Consider the following 18,410-nt stretch of genomic DNA (forward strand, 5'->3'; position numbering starts at 1 on the left):
CAGAGGTGCCCGGCGCCCGTGGCTCGCGCGCGGGAACGGCGAAGGGCCGCGCCCCCGGTGACCGGGAACGCGGCCCTCACAGGCGCCTGCGGACTACTTGCGGATCAGGCTGCGCAGCACGAACTGCATGATGCCGCCGTTGCGGTAGTAGTCGGCCTCACCGGGGGTGTCGATGCGGACGACCGCGTCGAACTCGACGCCCGTGTCGGTGGTGACCTTGACCGTGCGCGGGGTGGTGCCGTTGTTGAGCTCCTCGACACCGGTGAAGGAGAAGGTCTCCTCGCCGGTCAGACCGAGGGACTCGGCGGTGGCACCCTCCGGGAACTGCAGCGGGAGCACGCCCATGCCGATCAGGTTCGAGCGGTGGATGCGCTCGTAGGACTCGGCGATGACGGCCTTGACGCCGAGCAGGGCGGTGCCCTTGGCGGCCCAGTCGCGGGACGAACCGGAGCCGTACTCCTTGCCGGCCAGGACGACCAGCGGGATGCCCTGCTCGATGTAGTTGCGGGAGGCGTCGTAGATGAACGCCACCGGCGCGTCGGCCTGCGTGAAGTCGCGGGTGTAGCCGCCCTCGGTGCCCGGCGCGATCTGGTTGCGCAGGCGGATGTTGGCGAACGTGCCGCGGATCATGACCTCGTGGTTGCCACGGCGCGAGCCGTAGGAGTTGAAGTCACGACGCTCCACACCGTGCTCGGTGAGGTACGTGCCGGCCGGGGTGTCGGCCTTGATGGCACCGGCCGGGGAGATGTGGTCGGTGGTGACCGAGTCGCCCAGCTTGGCCAGCACGCGGGCGCCGGCGATGTCGGTGACCGGGGCCGGCTCCATCTGCATGCCCTCGAAGTACGGGGGCTTGCGGACGTAGGTGGACTCGGCGTCCCACTCGAAGGTGTTGCCGGTGGGGACCGGGAGCGACTGCCACTGGGCGTCGCCGGCGAACACGTCGGCGTAGGACTTGTTGAACATGTCCTCGCCGATGGCGCTCGCCACGACCTCGTTGACCTCGGCCTCGGTGGGCCAGATGTCCTGGAGGTAGACCGGCTTGCCGTCGGTGTCGGTGCCCAGCGCGTCCTTGGTGATGTCGACCTTCATCGAGCCGGCGATCGCGTAGGCGACGACCAGCGGCGGGGAGGCCAGGTAGTTCATCTTGACGTCGGGGTTGATCCGGCCCTCGAAGTTCCGGTTGCCGGAGAGGACCGAGGTGACCGCGAGGTCGTGGTCGTTGACGGCCTTGGAGACCTCCTCCGGCAGCGGGCCGGAGTTGCCGATGCAGGTGGTGCAGCCGTAACCGACCAGGTTGAAGCCGACCTTGTCGAGGTAGGGGGTCAGGCCCGCCTTGTCGAAGTAGTCGGTGACGACCTTGGACCCCGGGGCGAGGGTGGTCTTGACCCAGGGCTTGCGGGTCAGGCCCTTCTCGACCGCCTTCTTGGCCACCAGCGCGGCGGCGACCATGACGTACGGGTTGGAGGTGTTGGTGCAGGAGGTGATGGCCGCGACGGTGACCGCGCCGTGGTCGATCTCGTAGGTCGTGCCGTCGGGGGCCGTGACCGTGACCGGGTTGGACGGCACGCCGTTGGAGGCGGCCGGGGAGTCGGAGGCCGGGAAGGACTCCTTGCCCGCCTCGTCGTCGTCGGCGACGTAGTTGCGCACGTCGCTCTTGAACTGCTCGGCGGCGTTCGCGAGGACGATGCGGTCCTGCGGGCGCTTCGGGCCGGCGATGGAGGGGACGACCGTGGCGAGGTCGAGCTCCAGCTTCTCGGAGAAGTCCGGCTCGGCCTTCGGGTCCAGCCAGAGGCCCTGCTCCTTGGCGTACGCCTCGACGAGCGCGACCTGCTGGTCGCTGCGGCCGGTCAGGCGCAGGTAGTTCAGGGTCTCGCCGTCGATCGGGAAGATCGCCGCGGTGGAGCCGAACTCCGGCGACATGTTGCCGATGGTGGCGCGGTTGGCGAGGGAGGTGGCGGCCACGCCCTCGCCGTAGAACTCGACGAACTTGCCGACCACACCGTGCTTGCGGAGCATCTCGGTGATGGTGAGCACGAGGTCGGTGGCGGTGGTGCCGGGCTTGAGCTCACCGGTCAGCTTGAAGCCGACGACACGCGGGATGAGCATGGAGACCGGCTGGCCGAGCATGGCGGCCTCGGCCTCGATGCCGCCGACGCCCCAGCCGAGGACGCCGAGGCCGTTGACCATGGTGGTGTGCGAGTCGGTGCCGACCAGGGTGTCGGGGTAGGCCTGCCCGCCGCGGACCATGACGGTGCGCGCGAGGTGCTCGATGTTCACCTGGTGGACGATGCCGGTGCCCGGCGGGACGACCTTGAACTCGTCGAACGCGGTCTGGCCCCAGCGCAGGAACTGGTAGCGCTCGCGGTTGCGGCCGTACTCCAGCTCGACGTTCTGGGCGAACGCGTCGTGGGTGCCGAACTTGTCGGCGATGACGGAGTGGTCGATGACCAGCTCGGCCGGGGCCAGCGGGTTGATCTTGGCGGGGTCGCCGCCGAGCTCCTTCACGGCCTCGCGCATGGTGGCGAGGTCCACGACGCAGGGCACGCCGGTGAAGTCCTGCATGATCACGCGAGCCGGCGTGAACTGGATCTCCTGGCTGGGCTGAGCCTGCGAGTCCCAGCCGCCGAGGGCACGGATGTGGTCGGCGGTGATGTTCGCGCCGTCCTCCGTGCGGAGCAGGTTCTCCAGCAGGACCTTCAGGCTGTACGGAAGGCGAGCCGAGCCTTCCACCTTGTCCAGCCGGAAGATCTCGTACGACTCGTCGCCCACCTGCAGCGTGCTGCGGGCGTCGAAGCTGTTCGCCGACACGACAGTCTCCTTCATTGATGTGCGCGTACCACCGTCAATCGTGCCGCCACGCCGACTTGGCCCATCCAGTAAGGTCAGGCTAAGTTAGGCATGCCTTACTAGAAGTGGCGGCTACGGTGCGCCTAGGCAGATATCTCGATGTCGAGATAACTCTAGTACACGGTCGCCGGATGGTCATGCCCGGACCCGCCCTCCGTCGCGTCCGCAGTGTGTCCCGGACCCTCCCCGAGGAGCGCATCGCCCGTGCCGGACGGGCGTTCCTGAGCGAATTCGGTTCCGTCGCCCATCAGTTCGCGAAGTGGGGGTAACCGACGAGGGAAGCGAAAGGAGTCACCGTCATGCCGCTCACCTTCAGGAAGAGCTTCCGGATCCTGCCCGGAGTGCGCCTCAACATCAACCGCCGCTCCTGGTCGATCACCACCGGAGGCAAGCACGGCCCCCGGCACACGCACAGCAGCACGGGGCGCCGGACGACGTCGATGGACCTGCCCGGACCGTTCGGGTGGCGTCACACCTCGAAGGCGCGCCGCGGGTGACCGCCGCCGGGCGGACCGCGCGCGCCGCGGTCCGCCCGGCGGTGTCGTCCGGCCGCGTCGCCCGACAGCCCCGCGCGTCGGCGAGGGCGGCGTCCGAACGGAGGCACGCGGGAACCCGCACGGTGGAATCCCGGCGTGTCGCACACCGCGCCCAGGCGGGCCTGACGGGCGCCGTACACCAGGACAAGACCGGACCGGTCGGCGTCTCGGCGCACCGGGCGGGACCGATCGGACGCAACGCGCAGACGAGCCGCGCCACGCGCGAGACCTGGCGACCGCGCACCACAAGTGCCACGAAGGCCGCGAATCAGCCGGACAAAACCCGCAATAGCCGTACTTCCCGCCACGGGAACTCGACCGGAAGAGCCTTCGAACAATGGCCGACACGTCGAACACGCACCCGCACTGACGAGGTATCACCCGAACGGACCCCCTCAGCAGGTCCCATCTCATATCTGAGATAACCTCAATCTCATGGCAGACGACTACCTCGTACGCATCGGCAAGCTCATCCGTGACGCCCGGCAGCACCGCGGCTGGACACAGACACAGCTCGCGGAGGCGCTCGGCACCAGTCAGAGCGCCGTGAACCGTATCGAGCGCGGCAACCAGAACATCAGCCTTGAGATGATCGCTCGCATCGGTGAAGCCCTGGACAGCGAGATCGTCTCCCTGGGCTACGCGGGACCGATGCACCTGCGCGTGGTGGGCGGCCGCCGGCTGTCCGGCGCGATCGACGTGAAGACCAGCAAGAACGCGTGCGTCGCCCTGCTGTGCGCCTCGCTGCTCAACAAGGGGCGCACGGTGCTGCGCCGGGTGGCCCGGATCGAGGAGGTGTACCGCCTCCTGGAGGTGCTCAACTCCATCGGCGTGCGGACCCGCTGGATCAACGAGGGCGTCGACCTGGAGCTGGTGCCGCCGGCCGACCTCGACATGGCGGCGATCGACGCCGAGGCCGCCGTACGGACCCGCTCGATCATCATGTTCTTCGGCCCGCTGCTGCACCGCATGGACCACTTCAAGCTGCCGTACGCCGGCGGCTGCGACCTCGGCACGCGGACCATCGAGCCGCACATGATCGCCCTGCGCCGGTTCGGGCTGGACATCGCGGCGACCGAGGGGCAGTACCACGCGCAGGTCGACCGCTCGATCCGCCCGGACCGCCCGATCGTGCTGACCGAACGCGGCGACACGGTCACCGAGAACGCGCTGCTGGCCGCCGCCCGCCACGACGGTGTCACCGTCATCCGCAACGCCTCCTCCAACTACATGGTCCAGGACCTCTGCTTCTTCCTGGAGGCGCTCGGCGTCCGGGTCGAGGGCATCGGCACCACGACCCTGACCGTGCACGGCGTCCCGAACATCGACGTTGACGTCGACTACTCCCCCTCCGAGGACCCGGTCGAGGCGATGAGCCTGCTGGCCGCCGCGGTGGTCACGGAGTCGGAGCTGACGGTCCGGCGCGTTCCGATCGAGTTCCTGGAGATCGAACTGGCGGTCCTGGAGGAGATGGGCCTCGACCACGACCGCAGCCCCGAGTACTTCGCGGACAACGGCCGCACCCGGCTGATCGACCTCACGGTCCGGCCCTCCAAGCTGGAGGCGCCGATCGACAAGATCCACCCGATGCCGTTCCCGGGCCTGAACATCGACAACGTCCCGTTCTTCGCCGCCATCGCGGCGGTCGCCCAGGGCAAGACCCTGATCCACGACTGGGTCTACGACAACCGCGCGATCTACCTCACCGACCTGAACCGCCTCGGCGGCCGCCTCCAACTCCTGGACCCGCACCGGGTCCTGGTGGAGGGCCCGACCCGCTGGCGCGCCGCCGAGATGATGTGCCCGCCGGCGCTGCGCCCCGCGGTCGTCGTCCTGCTGGCGATGATGGCGGCCGAGGGCACGTCGGTGCTGCGCAACGTGTACGTCATCAACCGGGGGTACGAGGACCTGGCGGAGCGGCTGAACTCCGTGGGGGCGCAGATCGAGATCTTCCGGGACATCTGATCGGCAGAAGTGTCGTGCCCCTAGGAGAGGAGGGGCACGACACTCCTGAATGCCTGCTGAACTGCTGCCCTAGATTGGTGACGGTGCGTCAGAAATATCTGAGTGCCCGTCAGTCTTCACGGGGAGTGCTCGCCACAGGGACATCGCCATGTCCGCACCCACGGTGCCACTGGCGTTCCCAGGATTCGGAGTTCAGTCCTTTCCGCACACGTACCTTCTTGGTAGCCCCGCAATGGGGTGCCCGGCTCCCGGAGTCGGCATGACTATCTCCCGCTGTCGAACGCATGGCCTGGGGGGTGGTGTCACCAGCCCCGGAGGCACTGACAGACCGCTGATTAGGGGCATGACCGAACGCCCTTGCATGACCCATCTGCCGGGGAGCCAGGCGTAGTCCGATGACCGCCAGCCTGTGTGTGCTGCGGGTTTTCACGGGTCACGATGAGCATGGTCACCCACTCCACGAGCGCACGGGGCCAGTCGAGTGCGGCAGGACAGATGACCAACGAGGCCCCCGAGCAGCGTGGTTGAGACGTCAGACATCTCGATCAACTGCCCGGGGGCCTCGCTCGTTGCGCTTCACGGACCGTCACCCGATCGGTGGCCCGCTCGAAGAAGCTCAGTGACTCAGGAAGGTGAGCCCTGCCCGGACACGTCGAGCCCCTGACGGGTGCCCCACTGGACGCGCCGGCCCACCCCAGTCGTACTCAGTGAGCGTCTGGTTCCTGCTTGCCCGTTTCATTTGGCTGACGGCTGTCCCTGTCCCGCAGCCATTGTTCGAACTCGGCGGCGACGATGCGCTCGTCATGCACCCCGGCTGCGTCGTCGGAGGCCAGCCAGACGATCGGCGGGCCCATCACCGCGGGACTCAGGAACCCGTGGTCCTCGGAGGCGACGTCCTGGGGCAGCATCCCGGTGACCGTCGCGCCGCCGGGCAGCAGCAGGTTGACGGTGACGCCCGTGCCCCGCAGGTCGGCCGCCATGATGCGGGACATCGCCTCGCTGCCGGCACGCGACGGCCCGTAGGGAACGAATCCGGCGCGTCGCATGGTCGAGTGGTTCATCGAGATGTTGACGATGCGGCCACCGCCGGATGCCAGCATCCGTGGCGTGATCTCGCGGGCGACCAGGAAGTAGCCGGTCAGGTTGGTGTCGATCACTGCGCGGAAGGCGTCGGACGGTACCTCCCAGAAGCCCTGAGGCTGTGTCATGAAGCGCGGGTTGACCGTGCGCATGCCGATGCCGGCGTTGTTCACCAGCATGTCGATGCCGCCGAGCCGCGACCACACCCGGTCGACGGCCCTGGCCACCGAGGACTCGTCGCGCACGTCCATTTCGACGCCGGTCGCCCCCGGCAGCCCCGCCGCGACGGACTCCGCACGCTCGCCGGACCGCCCGGTCAGGGCGACGGAGGCTCCCGTCGCGGCCAGGGCGGAGGCCATGGCAAGTCCGAGTCCGCTCGTCCCGCCGGTCACCAGTACCTTCATCGGATCACCTCTGTCCTGAGAACCGGCCTGGCCGGGTAAACGGTCGTGCTCACCGCCGCTTTCACGGTTGCCGTTCGCGACCGTGGTCCTCGGTGGCAGGGCGTATCCGTGGGCGGAAATCCGTGATCGGAACTCTAGGGATTGGAGCACGCTCGAAGTCAAGCCGCGGCGGCTGTCGTGGCCCGTCCGGGTGACATGCCCGAGGTCGTACCGGTGTCGCCGCTCGGGGCCGTCCGGGTGACGTGGCCTGCGTGCGCCTCAGCACGCCCCCGTCGTTCCGTACCCCCAGCACACGCTGGTGCACGCCCTCGGGGTTGCTGCGAGGGCATCCGTTACCCCGGTACGCGTACGCTCGCAAAGCCGAGCCCGCATGCCGGCGCGCCACAGGCCTGGCCGGCGAAGCTCCAGGCGACGAGGACACGGCGCGACGTTCCGGGCCGGTGCATGCCTTGCAGTCGTCGCGGTTCCCGGCAAGTGGCCGGCCGACCACGACGACCAGGCGGGTGTCGGCGTCGATGACGACCTGATGGTGGGTGGAGTACCGATAGGTCTTTGACCGCGCGGCGATCGTGTGGTCGCGGGTGGGCACCAGGGTGCCGTCCACGATGGGGCCACGCGCTGAAGGCTCCGGCGCACTAACAGAACGTAGCGTCTAATAATATGGACCCTCTTCCTCCTGCTTGGAGACGCGTATGAGTGACGTGACCGCAGCGGGCGCTGCGCGCCGAGGTCCGGGCAGGCCCCGCAGCGAAGAACGGCGTACCGCCATCCTGGAGGCTGCCGGGGACCTGATGATCGAGGGAGGGCTGAAGGCGGCCACGATGGGCGCCATCGCCGAACGCGCCGGGGTGGGCAAGGCGACGATCTACAAGTGGTGGCCGTCGCGGGGGGCGGTGGCCATGGAGGGGTTCATGCTCCGCGCCGCCGACTCCTGGTCGCTGGCGGAGGGCGTGGGCGCGGCGGAGGCGCTGCACATCCTGGTCGCGGCGGCCGTCCGCCTCTTCACCGGCACCACCGCGGGCCCCCTCATGCGCGCCCTCGCCGCCGACGCCCAGTCCGACGCCGAGCTGGCACGCGCCCTGCGGGAGCAGTGGCTGACGCCGCGCCGCGCGGTCGCCGCAGAAATTTTGCGCAAGGGGATGTCGTGCGGCGAACTGCGGGCCGATCTCGACGTGGAGACGACCCTCGACCTCGTCTTCGCGCCGATCTACTACCGGCTGATCTTCGGCCACGGCGCCCTCGACGAGGCGTTCGCCGAGCGCACGGTCGCGCACGTCCTCAGCGGGATCAGGAGCGGCGAGGGAAGAACCGAGTAGCGGTCTATACTGAACTTATCGTTCAGTATATATTCGACGGCTCGGGCCGTACGGGTCCGACCGCAGGCGTGAAAGAAGTGCATCCCGTGACGCAGACCTGGGAGTCCCTGCCCGTCCCCACCATGACCCGCGCCTGGCAGCTCGCGGCCAGGCCGCACGGCGCTCCGGAGCCGTCCGACTTCGCGCTGCGGGACGTCGAGCTGCCCGCACTCTCGGCGGGGCGGCTGCTAGTGCGCAACCGGTTCCTCTCGGTGGACCCGTACATGCGCGGCAAGATGGACGCCACCCGCACCAACCAGCCCTACGCGCTTGGCGAACCACTCACCGGGGCCGCGGTCGGCGTCGTCGAGGCGTCACAGTCGCCGGACGTGCCGGTCGGCGCCCTGGTGCGGCACATGCTGGGATGGCGCGAGCACGCGGTGGTGGACGCGTCCGAAATCACCGTGGTGGAGCACGCCGGCGTTCCCCTCTCCGCCCACCTCGGCGTGCTCGGCAACGCGGGGCTCACCGCCTACGCCGGTCTCTCGCGCGTCGCCGGCCTGGCGGAGGGGGACGTCGTCTTCGTCTCCGGCGCCGCCGGTGCCGTCGGCAGTCTCGTCGGGCAGATGGCCCGCCTCATGGGAGCTTCCTACGTCGTCGGCTCGGCCGGGACGGACGACAAGGTCCGCCGGCTCCGCGAAGAGTACGGCTTCGACGCCGCCTTCAACTACCGCACGGCGCCGGTCTCCGAGCAGTTGCGCGACGCCGCCCCCGGGGGCATCGACGTCTACTTCGACAACGTGGGGGGCGACCACCTGGAGGCGGCGCTCGACTCGCTGCGCCACCGCGGGCGGGCGGTCCTGTGCGGGATGATCTCGCAGTACAACGCCACCGCTCCGGTCCCGGGTCCGGCCAACATCATGCTCGCCGTGTACAAGAGCCTGCGGCTCGAGGGCATGCAGGTCGCCGAACACACCGATCTGCGCGCCGAGTTCGTGGCGCGGGCAGCCGAGTGGCTGCGCGACGGCTCACTGCTCCACCACGAGACCGTGGCCAAGGGCCTGGAGAGCGCAGCGGCCGCCTTCATCGACATGCTGGACGGAGTCAACTCCGGCAAGACCGTCGTGGCCCTGGACTGACACACCCGGCCAACTCACCTCACCCGGCAAGCTCACCGACCTGGTCGAGATCGTCGTCCATCGGACGTATCGCTGCAAGGATCGCGAAAACGTGCGGGGTGCCCCGGCCGTCGACAGCGCTGATCTACGGACCAGGCTCGATCGGGCAGCTCATTCGGACAGTCCGTGGGCCCGGTGCCATGCCGGGTAGGTGCCCTGGCTTCTTGACCGCCCTGACCTGCCGCATACCCGTGGCGTCCGGCAGACCTGGGTGGCAGGCGAGGCCGCGGCGTTGCTGCGACCGGGGAACGATGCAGGGAAGGACGCGCCGCCACACGTGCTGGAGCGCTTCGGCGTGCGCCCCGATCCAGTACCGCCCCGGAGACTGCTGCCCTCGGAGGCGACGGTCGTGCGGCTCCCCGGCCGGAGACGAGCGTCGGGTCGACCCAGGCGGTCCGGTGGAGGTCACCTCTCGCGTAGGTCTGGGCAGGCAGCGTAGTGAAGACCTTCTCCGAGGTGCCGTCGGCAGCCGACTTCCGCAGTCGGTTGCGGTTGCTCATCACGGTGCGGTTGTCGGGTGCCACCACTTAAAAGAACGGCGTTCTCTTGTTAACGGAACGGCGTTCTTTTAGGATGGATGCGCTGACCCGAGGAGGACGTCATGCTCACCCCATTCGCTGAGGTCACCGACCCGGCGGCCCTGCCCGTCGACAGCCCCGAGCGCATCAGCGCCGTCTTCGCCGCCCAGCGTGCGGCGTACTCACCGGCCGACCCTCCCAGCGCCGAGGAGCGCATCGACCGCATCCAGCGCCTGGAGCGCCTGCTGCAGCACCACTACCAGGACCTGACCGCGACGCTGGAGGCGGACTTCGGCTACCGCAGCCCGGACCAGATCCTCGCCGCGGACATGTACCCGGGGATGGCACACGCGGCCCACGTGCGCCGCCACCTGCGCAGGTGGATGCGGCCGCGGCGCAGGTCCAGCGGCGCGCTCGGCCTGCTCGGGGTCCGCAGCCGGGAGTACGCCGAACCGCTGGGCGTGGTGGGCATCATGTCGCCGTTCAACGCGCCCGTCAGCCTCGCCGTCGACCCCGCCATCGACGCCCTGGCCGCCGGGAACCGGGTCGTCGTGAAGCCGAGCGAACTGACGCCGCGCACCGCGGCGCTGTTCCGGCAGCTGGTCCAGGACGCCTTCGACGAGCGGGAGCTCGCCGTGGTCACCGGTGGTGTGGAGGCGTCGGCGCACTTCGCGGCCCTGCCCTGGGACAAGTTCCTGTTCACCGGCGGTACGGCCACGGGCAGGCGCATCCTGGAGGCGGCCGCGCCGAACCTCACCCCGGTCATCCTCGAACTCGGCGGGAAGTGCCCCGCGATCGTCCTTCCCGACGCCGACATCCGCGCCATGGCCGGTCAGATCGTCCAGGGCCGGCTCGGCAACTCCGGGCAGATCTGCCTGTCGGTGGACTACGCGCTCGTGCCCGAGGAGCACTTGGAGAACTTCCTCGACGCGGCACTCGACGCCGCGGTCCGCACGTACCCGACGGTCCAGGGCAACCGCAACTACTCGGCCATGATCAGCGTGCCGGCGTACGACCGCATCCTCGCCCTCGTCGACGACGCCCGGGCCTCGGGGGTCCGCGTCCTGCAGCCGCCCGTCCACGCCGCCGAGGCGCCCAGCCCCGAACGCCGCCAGCTCCCCCTGACCATCGTCGTGAACCCGAAGCCTGGCTCCCGCGTCGACCAGGAGGAGATCTTTGGCCCGATCCTGTCCGTCTACACGTACCGCTCCGTCGACCAGGCCGTCGCGCTCGTCAACTCCAAGCCGAAGGCGCTCGCCCTCTACGTCCTCGGCTGGGACCGGCGCTCCATCGAGCACATCGTCACCTCCACCTCCACCGGCGGCGTCACCGTCAACGCCGCGGCGCTGCACGCCATGTCGGGCAGCATCGGGTTCGGCGGGGTCGGCCCGAGCGGGATGGGCCGCTACAAGGGCGGCCGCGTCGGCTTCGACGCCTTCTCCAACACCAAGGCCGTCGTCCGTGCCAGCCGGCTCCTGCTGCGCGTGGCGGGCGACAGCGCCGCACCGCCGTTCCGGTCGGACCGCGCGCGCAACAACCTCCTGCGCATGGCCCGCCTGCCGCGTCCTGCCGAAGGGCCGTGAGCGGCGGGAGGTCTAGGCTTCCCTGTATGAGCAGTACCGCCAGTTTCCAGCGGGCGCGCCGGCCCGAACAGATCGCGGCACGGCGGGAAGCCATCCTCGACGCCGCGCGCAACCTGCTCGCGGACGGCCGATCGGCGGACGTGAGCCTCGGTGACATCGGCTCGCGCACCGGCCTGGCCAAGTCCGCGCTGCTGCGGTATTTCGGGTCCAGGGAAGTGATCTTCCTGGAGATCCTCGACCGCGAGTGGAGGCAGTGGCTCGACACCCTCGACGACGCGTCCCCGCCATCCCCGTGCGACGGGCCGTGGGCCACCGAGCGCGTCTTCGCGGCCACCGTCGCCGACACCCTGGCGCAGCGGCCGGTCCTGTGCGACCTCATCAGCGTCATGGCCGGCGTGCTGGAGCGCAACATCGACCTGGACTTCGCCCGCGACTTCAAACAGCGCGCCGCCGCCAACACCGCCCGGCTCGCCGATCTCACCGCCGCGACGCTCCCGGCGCTGTCCGGCGCCGCGACGCACCAGTTCGCGGGAGCCGTCTTCATCATCACCGCCGGGCTGTGGCCCTACGCCCGGCCCACCGACGTCGTCGCGGCAGTGAGCGCCCAGATGGGCCAGCTCGACCCCGAGGAGGCGTTCCGCGCCAACCTCCGCGCTGGCCTGGTGGCCCAGCTCGTCGGGCTGTCGGCCCAGGCCGAGGCCTGACGCGCCGCGGTCCGGGTGCCGAGGACGGCTGACCACCCGGTGTGGGGTTCCTCGTAGGAGTCCTAGCGGCGGGCGGCGTGCCCCGGCAGGCCGGTCGGATCCCCTCGGTCGCCCCCACTCCCGCGCTTCACCGCGCCCTCCGCCCACCATTTCATCTGGAGCACCCGTGCCGTATCCCGTCGAGGGGACCGTGACCGCAGGTTTCGAAGGCGTCGTGGACGCCTTCGCCCGCGCCCAGCAGGACCACCCCGGCAACGCTCAGTTGTGCGTGTACCACCGTGGCCGACTCGTGGGAGACCTGTGGACCACCCGCCCGACCGCACACGGTCCCTTCGGACCGGACCACGTGTGCCTCACCACAGTCCTCAAGACTGGGAAGAGCACAGCTCCTCAGGCCGCGTCCTGCGGAACTGTGGTCTCTTGGGTGACTCGGGAGACCAGTTCGAGCCAGCTGCTTTCCAGCCGCCGCAGGGGTAGGTTGCATTGGTTGCTCAAATGCCAGAGAAGGGTGGGCTCCAGGTAGGCCAGCAGCGCGTGGCCGAGCAGTTCCGCGTCTGCCTGCGGTACAGCCAGGCGGAGCAGGACGCTGACCCGCTCGTGGTACGAGCGGCGAGGTGCGCGCCGGTAGCGCTGATGGGGCGACGGCTCGGCAGCCAGCTGCAGCTCCATCTCCTGGGCATAGCGTCGTATGGCGGCCACGCCGAATGCGCGAATCTGCTCGATGGCCTCATCACGGCCGTCTGCTTGGCCCACGCCGCTGAGGTGATCTGCCTGGAAGGTGTCCTCGGAGTGCTGCAGCAGGGCTTGCATCAGACCTGTGCGGTCGCCGAACCGCCGAAAAACGGTGCCTTTGCCGACACCTGCCGCATGGGCCACCGCTTCCATGGTCAGATGCTTCAGTCCCCGCTCCCGCGCTATCTGTGCCGCAGCGTTGAGCAGGCGGGTGTGATTGCGTGCCGCGTCCGCGCGCAGCCGGCCGCTGTCCTCGCGGAGACGCGGGGACCGGGACGGAGGTGCTGTTTCACTCTGATGGTTGCCTGCCAGGCTCGGAGCGAGGCATTCCGGCGACGGAGGAGAGACTTGTCGGTGCGGTGCCGTCTGCGCGACCGTCTCGACGAAGTCGAGCGCCAGGCCGGCCGTGCGCAGCCCGGCTGCGTCGGGCTTTTCGAGCAGCGGCAGCAGATCGGCAACAAGGGTGATGAAACGTCCGCTGTTTTCGTAAATGGCCGCCATCGAGCCCTCCCACAGCGCGGCGCGGATACTGACCGCGCTGAGCGACCCGGTCCCGGCGGCCGACTGCGCAAGAAGCTCGGCCAGGCGACGCTCCAGACCCGTCGGCTGCCAAGCGCCGTGACGGAAGTCCCCCATGAGGGCTTTGAGTCGTACCTGGACGCTGTCGGAGTGTGAGTGCCGAGGAGGGTGGGGCTCATCGGAGGTGGTGGACACGCGGAACGCTCCCGAACGATCGTGGAGGGCGGGCATTGAAGGCTTGGGTGCAGCCGGCCCGCAGGGGCGGTTTCGTGAGTGAGGGGGTGTGGCCCGCCTCTGTGGCGGTGTTGGTGGGGCCCGGCAGCACCGGGGCGGCGCCCTGCAGAAGGAGGGCGCCGCCCCGGTCAGCCCCTCTCGCCTTGAGGTCAGTCGCTGGGAAGCAGGACGGTTGCGTCGCCTTCGAACCAGGCGTTGTCGATCGTCAGTCGGCTGATGCGCCATGTGCTTCCGTCGCGCGTCAGGTCCGCGTCGTAGCGGTTCATCATCAGCGCGTGCCGAGTCCGGTCCGGCTTGGGGCCTTCCCCGGGCAGGTAGTGCTGAGCCATCGCGTAGCAGTTCACGTGGGCGGTGTCGCCGTGCACGGTGGCGCGAATGTTACTGATCACATGACTGGTGTCGAGCGGGCCGACCGCCGGGATGAGCGCTCCCACCACGGTGTCGCGCGGCTTGAGCGGGGGGAAGTCGAGACCGATCTTGCTCGTGGCCGGTGTCAGGTCGACCATGGCGTCCTCGGTCAGTGACGAGGTGAGCAGATCGGCGTCGCCGTGGTCGAGTCCGGCCGTGTAGCGGTGCAGCGCGTCGGCGATCGCGGCGTGGTCGATCAGAAGCTGCAGTTTGTCGTCGGTCATCGGGCGCTCCTCGGGGGGAATGTTGTGGTTCAGGCGGAAGAGGTTGTCCGGGTCGAAGCGCCTTTTGATGCTGCGGAGCCTGGGGTAGTCGGCTTCGTCGTAGGCGGCTCTCACGTCGGAGACCTCGGTGTCCTGGGCGGCCATGAAGTTCAGGTAGCGTCCGCCGGTGGACCAGGGGCGCATCCGCTGCAGGACCTCATCGGCGTAGGCGTTCATCGCGGTGAAGGCGTCGGGCGCCCCCACACCCACGATCCAGAGTGCGAACTGGGCTTCACGGTGTCCTACGGCGTTGTCCGCGGACCGAGCCAGAGCGCCGCCAAGGTGACGCAACTCGACGAAGTGCACCGGGCAGTCGGCCGTCGGGCCCGCGGCGGACAGGATCTCCGCGACGGCCTCGCCGGTCAGCGAGTGCAGCATCGCGGTGCGCTCCATGAACGGTGCCGGATCTGCCGGATCGTTGTGGATCTGCGCGAAGGACGCGTACGGCATCGGGCCCAGCGTGTCCGCGAGGACAGGTGCGGCCGCCCGCAGCGGCGCCACCAATTCGGTGGCCTCGGCCTCCGGGCCGAGGTAGGAAATGCGGACGTGCACGGCGAACCGGTCGGCGAGGAAGGGGGGCACGCCGGGCAGGGCCGGCAGGCGCAGCAGGGCGATCGATGAGCTCAACTCGTCCGGAGCCCCGGCCGTGACCTCGGCATAAGCGTGCAGAACGGCCGCTGCGTCGGCCCCGTCGAAGAAGAGTCCGCCTGCCCAGAGCTGTTCCGCCGGGAAGAGGGCGAACTCCATTGCGGTGACGACACCGAAGTTGCTCTTGCCGCCGCGCAGTGCCCAGAACAGGTCGGGTTCCGACGTGGCGTCAACACAGCGCAACTCGCCGTCGGCTGTCACGACCTCCAGGGAGGCGACGTGGTCGGCTGCCCACCCGTGAGCGCGGCCCATTGTGGGGCTCAAACCCCCGCCGAGGGTGTAGCCGACGACTCCGACGAGCGGGGAGGAGCCGTTGAGCGGGGCAAGCCCGAACGGGGTCGCCGCGTCGATCACCTGCTGCCAGCGGGTTCCCGCTGTCACGCGGGCTGTGCGGGCTGCGGGGTCGATGCTCACCTGCGCCATGCGGTGAGTGGTGATGAGGACCGCGTCATCGGCCGGGACCGTCGCCTGGTGGCCGGTGGCCATGACGGCGACCGGCAGACCCCACTGTGCGGCGAAGCGAACGGCGACTTGCACGTCGGTACTGCTCGTGGCTCCGACAACGACGTAAGGGCGGTGTGCCACGGCAAGGTTGAAGGGCGCGCACTCCGCGGCGAACCCTTCGTCTTCCGGCCCGAGTACGGGCCCGGTGATCTGCGCGGCCAGACCGGCGCGCTTGACTGGATTGAGCATGGGGTCCATTGCACTGGGCACGTGTCAACATGGCGTCGATGCCGGGTCGACGTGGGCGTTTCACCCATCGGCCGCACAGGTCGCCTTCCGCGCGATTCTCACCCGCGTGTGACGCGGGAGCCCCCTGAGTGGTAGACACGCTGATACGGGATCTGCTTGATCCGGAGGAAGCGAGAAGACCGCCGATGGCCGTGGCGGACTCCTCGGACGAGTTCAAGGCCGATGCCGTGGACCTGTTCGAGTCCACACCTGGGGCGCCCTACAAGAGCATCCCCGCCGACCTGGGCACCGACCTGGGCACCGACCTGGGCACCGACCTGGGCACCGACCTGGGCACCGACCTGGGCACCGACAGGAACACCCTGCGCAATGGTGGAGTTCCCCCACGAGCCGGTCGGACGGCTCGTGGGACATGCCGGTCAGAGCGGGGCGCGTGAGCAGGTGGTGCTTTCGCCTCTCTCTGAAACGGGAGACACGCCAAAGTGCCCGCAACTACAGCGACGCCCACACCTGCAGGAGGACGGTCTTCGCCGGGCTGTCCCGCTAGAACACCCCCGCCTGCACTCCGCTAACGGCCACCTCGCGTCCCAGCACATACGAACGACGACACCACGCCGCCACGCTCGCGGGGCCTGGGCGGGTGCGTCGTTGTGCGCCGCCGCTGCAGTCATCAGGGCAGCGAGAGCGACACCATTTCCGCGAGAGCGTCCGGAAGATCAGTGATCTGGTCCAGTACCGCGCGCAGATCCTCTTCGCCCACCGTGCTCTTGCTGCTCAGGCAGTGGCACAGCAGCCGGTGCAGCGCTCGCTGGCAGTGGTCGTGTCCCAGCCCGTTGAGAGCCTGGCGCCTCGCGAACGCCTTGACGAGCCCGAGGAAGTGGTAGTCGCCGTTCTCGGAGATCTCCACCACATGAGCGTCGACCAGGGCTTCCATGACGGCAGTGGCTTCGTTGACCGGCAGGTCGAGCACGGCCGCTGCCATGGCGGCATCCAGCCGGCTGGAGTCGGGAACGGCGGCAAGGTGGAAGGCGTTGCGGTGGAAGGTGTCCATGCGCGCCTGGGCCTCACGGAATGGCCTGTCGACGATCTTGCAGTCCTCATGCATGACGACCGGCTGGCGGAGATCGTCCTCGAGTTGGGCCAGGATCTGGTCGATCGTCCAAGACGGCCGGGCATCCAACCGGGCCGCCGCCACATGCACCGAGAGCGGCTGGTAGGAGCAGGCCTGCACCAGGCGACTGGCCGCTTCCTGCTCTGCGAACACCCGCCGGGTCCCGGAAATGGCGGCGAGCAGTTGCAGTGCGTCCTCGGACTGCAGCACGCCGAGACGCAGCCAGGGGATGCCGGGCAGGTCGGTGATGCGGCGCGGACTCGTCATGATGACGGCACAGCCGGGGGAGGCCGGCAGCAGAGGACGCACCTGCTCACCGCTGGATGCCGCGTCCAGGACGATCAGCAGGCGACGGCCGGACACCGTCGTACGCCACAGCGCGGCACGTTCGTCCAGCGATGCCGGCAGCCGGGACACCCCGACCGCACGCAAGAACTGGCCCAGCACCTCCAGCGGGCCGACCGGATCCTCTACCCCGCCGAGGTCGGCGAAGAGTTGCCCATCGGGAAACAAGCGGCGTTGGGCGTGCGCAACGCGCACCGCGAGCGCCGTTTTGCCCATGCCGCCCAGACCGGTGATGCCGACGACCGGGGCATGCGCAGCACTATGCAGCGCCAAGGACAGTTCCGCGATCTCTGCCCGGCGCCCGGTGAACACTGCCAGGTCCGCCGGGAGCTGAGCCGGCGCGGGCGCGGGGGGCGAGGACGGCTCACGCCCGGCAGAGGAGTGGGAACCCTCACCCTCGCGCAGGATACGGTCGTGGAGAGATCGAAGTACCGGCCCGGGGTCCACGCCCAGCTCGTCGCGCAAGAGCCGCCGTGTCTGCTGGAAGGCGGCCAGAGCCTCGGCCCGGCGGCCGGCACGGAACAACGCCAGCATGAGCTGTTCGTGCAGCCGCTCCCGCAGCGGGTGCTCCCTCACGGCTGCCCGTATCTCGGACGTCAGATCAGACGGCCCGCCGACCTCCAGCTCAAGATCGAACACCTCTTCCAGAGCAGCCAGCCTCAGTTCGTCCAGCCGATCACGCTCAAGGTCGAAGAAAGGGCCCCGGACCCCCGACAGGGCCGGTCCCTGCCACGTGCCGAGGGCTTGACGCAGGAGATCAGCGGCACTCGCCGTAGCGCCGGCGCGGCGGGCCCGGTGAGCCTGGGAGGTCAGCTCCTGGAACGTCCTCAGGTCGAAAGTCCCGTCACGAACGGTGAGGCGGTAGCCACCGCCAGCCGATTCGATGACCACCATGTCACCGAGAATCGGGCGCAGACGGTAGACGTAGGTGCGAATGGTGCCCGGAGCGCCTCGAGGCGCGTGCTCGCCCCACAAGGCCTCCAGAATCGCCTCGGTCGCCACCAGGCGCCCTTCATGCAGGAGCAACAGCGCGAGCAGGGCACGTTGTTGTGGAGACCCGAGGTCGACCTCCTCGTCCCGTCGCCATGCGCGGACAGGACCAAGAACCGCAAGACGCATCACGCGACCACACCCTTTCTCTCTCATGGCCGCCCCACTCCGGCCCGGCTGGCGAGACCGCCGCGCGGAGCCGTCCGGCGATCGCTGCGTCGAGGTTCACCGCTGACCGGATCCGCGAACACTGGCGCGCCCGCCCACACACGATGGCCGGGCACTTGAGTAAGGCCGGCTCCCTGCCCGCGGTCGTGTCGGAACCCATCGCGCCTGCGCACAGAGAAGCGCATGACG

12 protein-coding genes and 2 pseudogenes are annotated in these 18,410 nt (G+C 69.3%); 7 read left to right on the plus strand and 7 right to left on the minus strand.

Annotated elements, in window-relative coordinates:
- Positions 1 to 93 precede the first annotated feature (93 nt).
- Positions 94 to 2,808, minus strand: coding sequence for an aconitate hydratase AcnA (gene acnA / locus ACIRQ9_RS23415; RefSeq protein ID WP_404176653.1), 2,715 nt, complete (start codon positions 2,806 to 2,808; stop codon positions 94 to 96).
- A 338-nt stretch (positions 2,809 to 3,146) separates the two neighbouring features.
- Between acnA and ACIRQ9_RS23420 the strand changes: the two genes are divergently transcribed.
- Complete coding sequence (locus ACIRQ9_RS23420; protein WP_404176656.1) at positions 3,147 to 3,344, plus strand: DUF4236 domain-containing protein; 198 nt, start codon at positions 3,147 to 3,149, stop codon at positions 3,342 to 3,344.
- Between the two features lie 474 nt (positions 3,345 to 3,818).
- Entirely contained in the window at positions 3,819 to 5,348 is a 1,530-nt protein-coding gene (locus tag ACIRQ9_RS23425; RefSeq protein ID WP_404176660.1) for a helix-turn-helix domain-containing protein, read from the plus strand.
- A 425-nt stretch (positions 5,349 to 5,773) separates the two neighbouring features.
- Here the strand turns inward: ACIRQ9_RS23425 and ACIRQ9_RS23430 are convergent.
- From ACIRQ9_RS23430 to ACIRQ9_RS23440, 3 genes and pseudogenes are all read right to left on the minus strand, one after another.
- Positions 5,774 to 5,851: pseudogene (locus ACIRQ9_RS23430) on the minus strand (IS5/IS1182 family transposase); the annotation flags it as partial.
- A gap of 201 nt (positions 5,852 to 6,052) precedes the next feature.
- The gene (locus ACIRQ9_RS23435) at positions 6,053 to 6,982 is read right to left on the minus strand and encodes an SDR family NAD(P)-dependent oxidoreductase (RefSeq protein WP_404176663.1); all 930 of its coding nucleotides are present in this window, start codon (positions 6,980 to 6,982) and stop codon (positions 6,053 to 6,055) included.
- Positions 6,983 to 7,277: 295 nt separating this feature from the next.
- Positions 7,278 to 7,439, minus strand: a pseudogene (locus tag ACIRQ9_RS23440) (transposase); the annotation flags it as partial.
- Positions 7,440 to 7,524: 85 nt separating this feature from the next.
- Between ACIRQ9_RS23440 and ACIRQ9_RS23445 the strand changes: the two are divergent.
- The 4 genes from ACIRQ9_RS23445 to ACIRQ9_RS23460 all read left to right on the plus strand — a co-directional run bounded on the left by ACIRQ9_RS23445 (position 7,525) and on the right by ACIRQ9_RS23460 (position 12,110).
- Positions 7,525 to 8,148: a TetR/AcrR family transcriptional regulator C-terminal ligand-binding domain-containing protein gene (locus tag ACIRQ9_RS23445; RefSeq protein ID WP_404176666.1), complete on the plus strand. Its 624-nt coding sequence runs from the start codon at positions 7,525 to 7,527 to the stop codon at positions 8,146 to 8,148.
- Between the two features lie 122 nt (positions 8,149 to 8,270).
- The gene (locus ACIRQ9_RS23450) at positions 8,271 to 9,266 is read left to right on the plus strand and encodes an NADP-dependent oxidoreductase (RefSeq protein WP_404176923.1); all 996 of its coding nucleotides are present in this window, start codon (positions 8,271 to 8,273) and stop codon (positions 9,264 to 9,266) included.
- 640 nt (positions 9,267 to 9,906) lie between these two features.
- Positions 9,907 to 11,406 (plus strand): aldehyde dehydrogenase family protein, encoded by a 1,500-nt coding sequence (locus tag ACIRQ9_RS23455; RefSeq protein ID WP_404176669.1) that lies wholly within the window; start codon positions 9,907 to 9,909, stop codon positions 11,404 to 11,406.
- Positions 11,407 to 11,432: 26 nt separating this feature from the next.
- Positions 11,433 to 12,110 carry a TetR family transcriptional regulator gene (locus ACIRQ9_RS23460; RefSeq protein ID WP_404176672.1) on the plus strand — a complete coding sequence of 226 codons (678 nt, stop codon included), beginning with the start codon at positions 11,433 to 11,435 and terminating at the stop codon, positions 12,108 to 12,110.
- Positions 12,111 to 12,500: 390 nt separating this feature from the next.
- Here ACIRQ9_RS23460 and ACIRQ9_RS23465 read toward each other — a convergent pair whose 3' ends face one another.
- A complete protein-coding gene (locus ACIRQ9_RS23465) occupies positions 12,501 to 13,556 on the minus strand; it encodes a TetR/AcrR family transcriptional regulator (RefSeq protein WP_404176675.1) in 1,056 nt (351 codons plus the stop codon).
- 188 nt (positions 13,557 to 13,744) lie between these two features.
- Positions 13,745 to 15,616, minus strand: a complete 1,872-nt coding sequence (locus tag ACIRQ9_RS23470; protein WP_404176678.1) for a nuclear transport factor 2 family protein — start codon at positions 15,614 to 15,616, stop codon at positions 13,745 to 13,747.
- Positions 15,617 to 15,792: 176 nt separating this feature from the next.
- Between ACIRQ9_RS23470 and ACIRQ9_RS23475 the strand changes: the two genes are divergently transcribed.
- Positions 15,793 to 16,044 carry a hypothetical protein gene (locus ACIRQ9_RS23475; protein ID WP_404176681.1) on the plus strand — a complete coding sequence of 84 codons (252 nt, stop codon included), beginning with the start codon at positions 15,793 to 15,795 and terminating at the stop codon, positions 16,042 to 16,044.
- A gap of 233 nt (positions 16,045 to 16,277) precedes the next feature.
- Here ACIRQ9_RS23475 and ACIRQ9_RS23480 read toward each other — a convergent pair whose 3' ends face one another.
- Entirely contained in the window at positions 16,278 to 18,182 is a 1,905-nt protein-coding gene (locus tag ACIRQ9_RS23480) for a BTAD domain-containing putative transcriptional regulator (RefSeq protein ID WP_404176927.1), read from the minus strand.
- Positions 18,183 to 18,410 lie beyond the last annotated feature (228 nt).

Source organism: Streptomyces sp. NPDC101237 (genome assembly GCF_044767465.1).
GTDB classification, from domain to species: Bacteria; Actinomycetota; Actinomycetes; order Streptomycetales; family Streptomycetaceae; genus Streptomyces; species Streptomyces gramineus.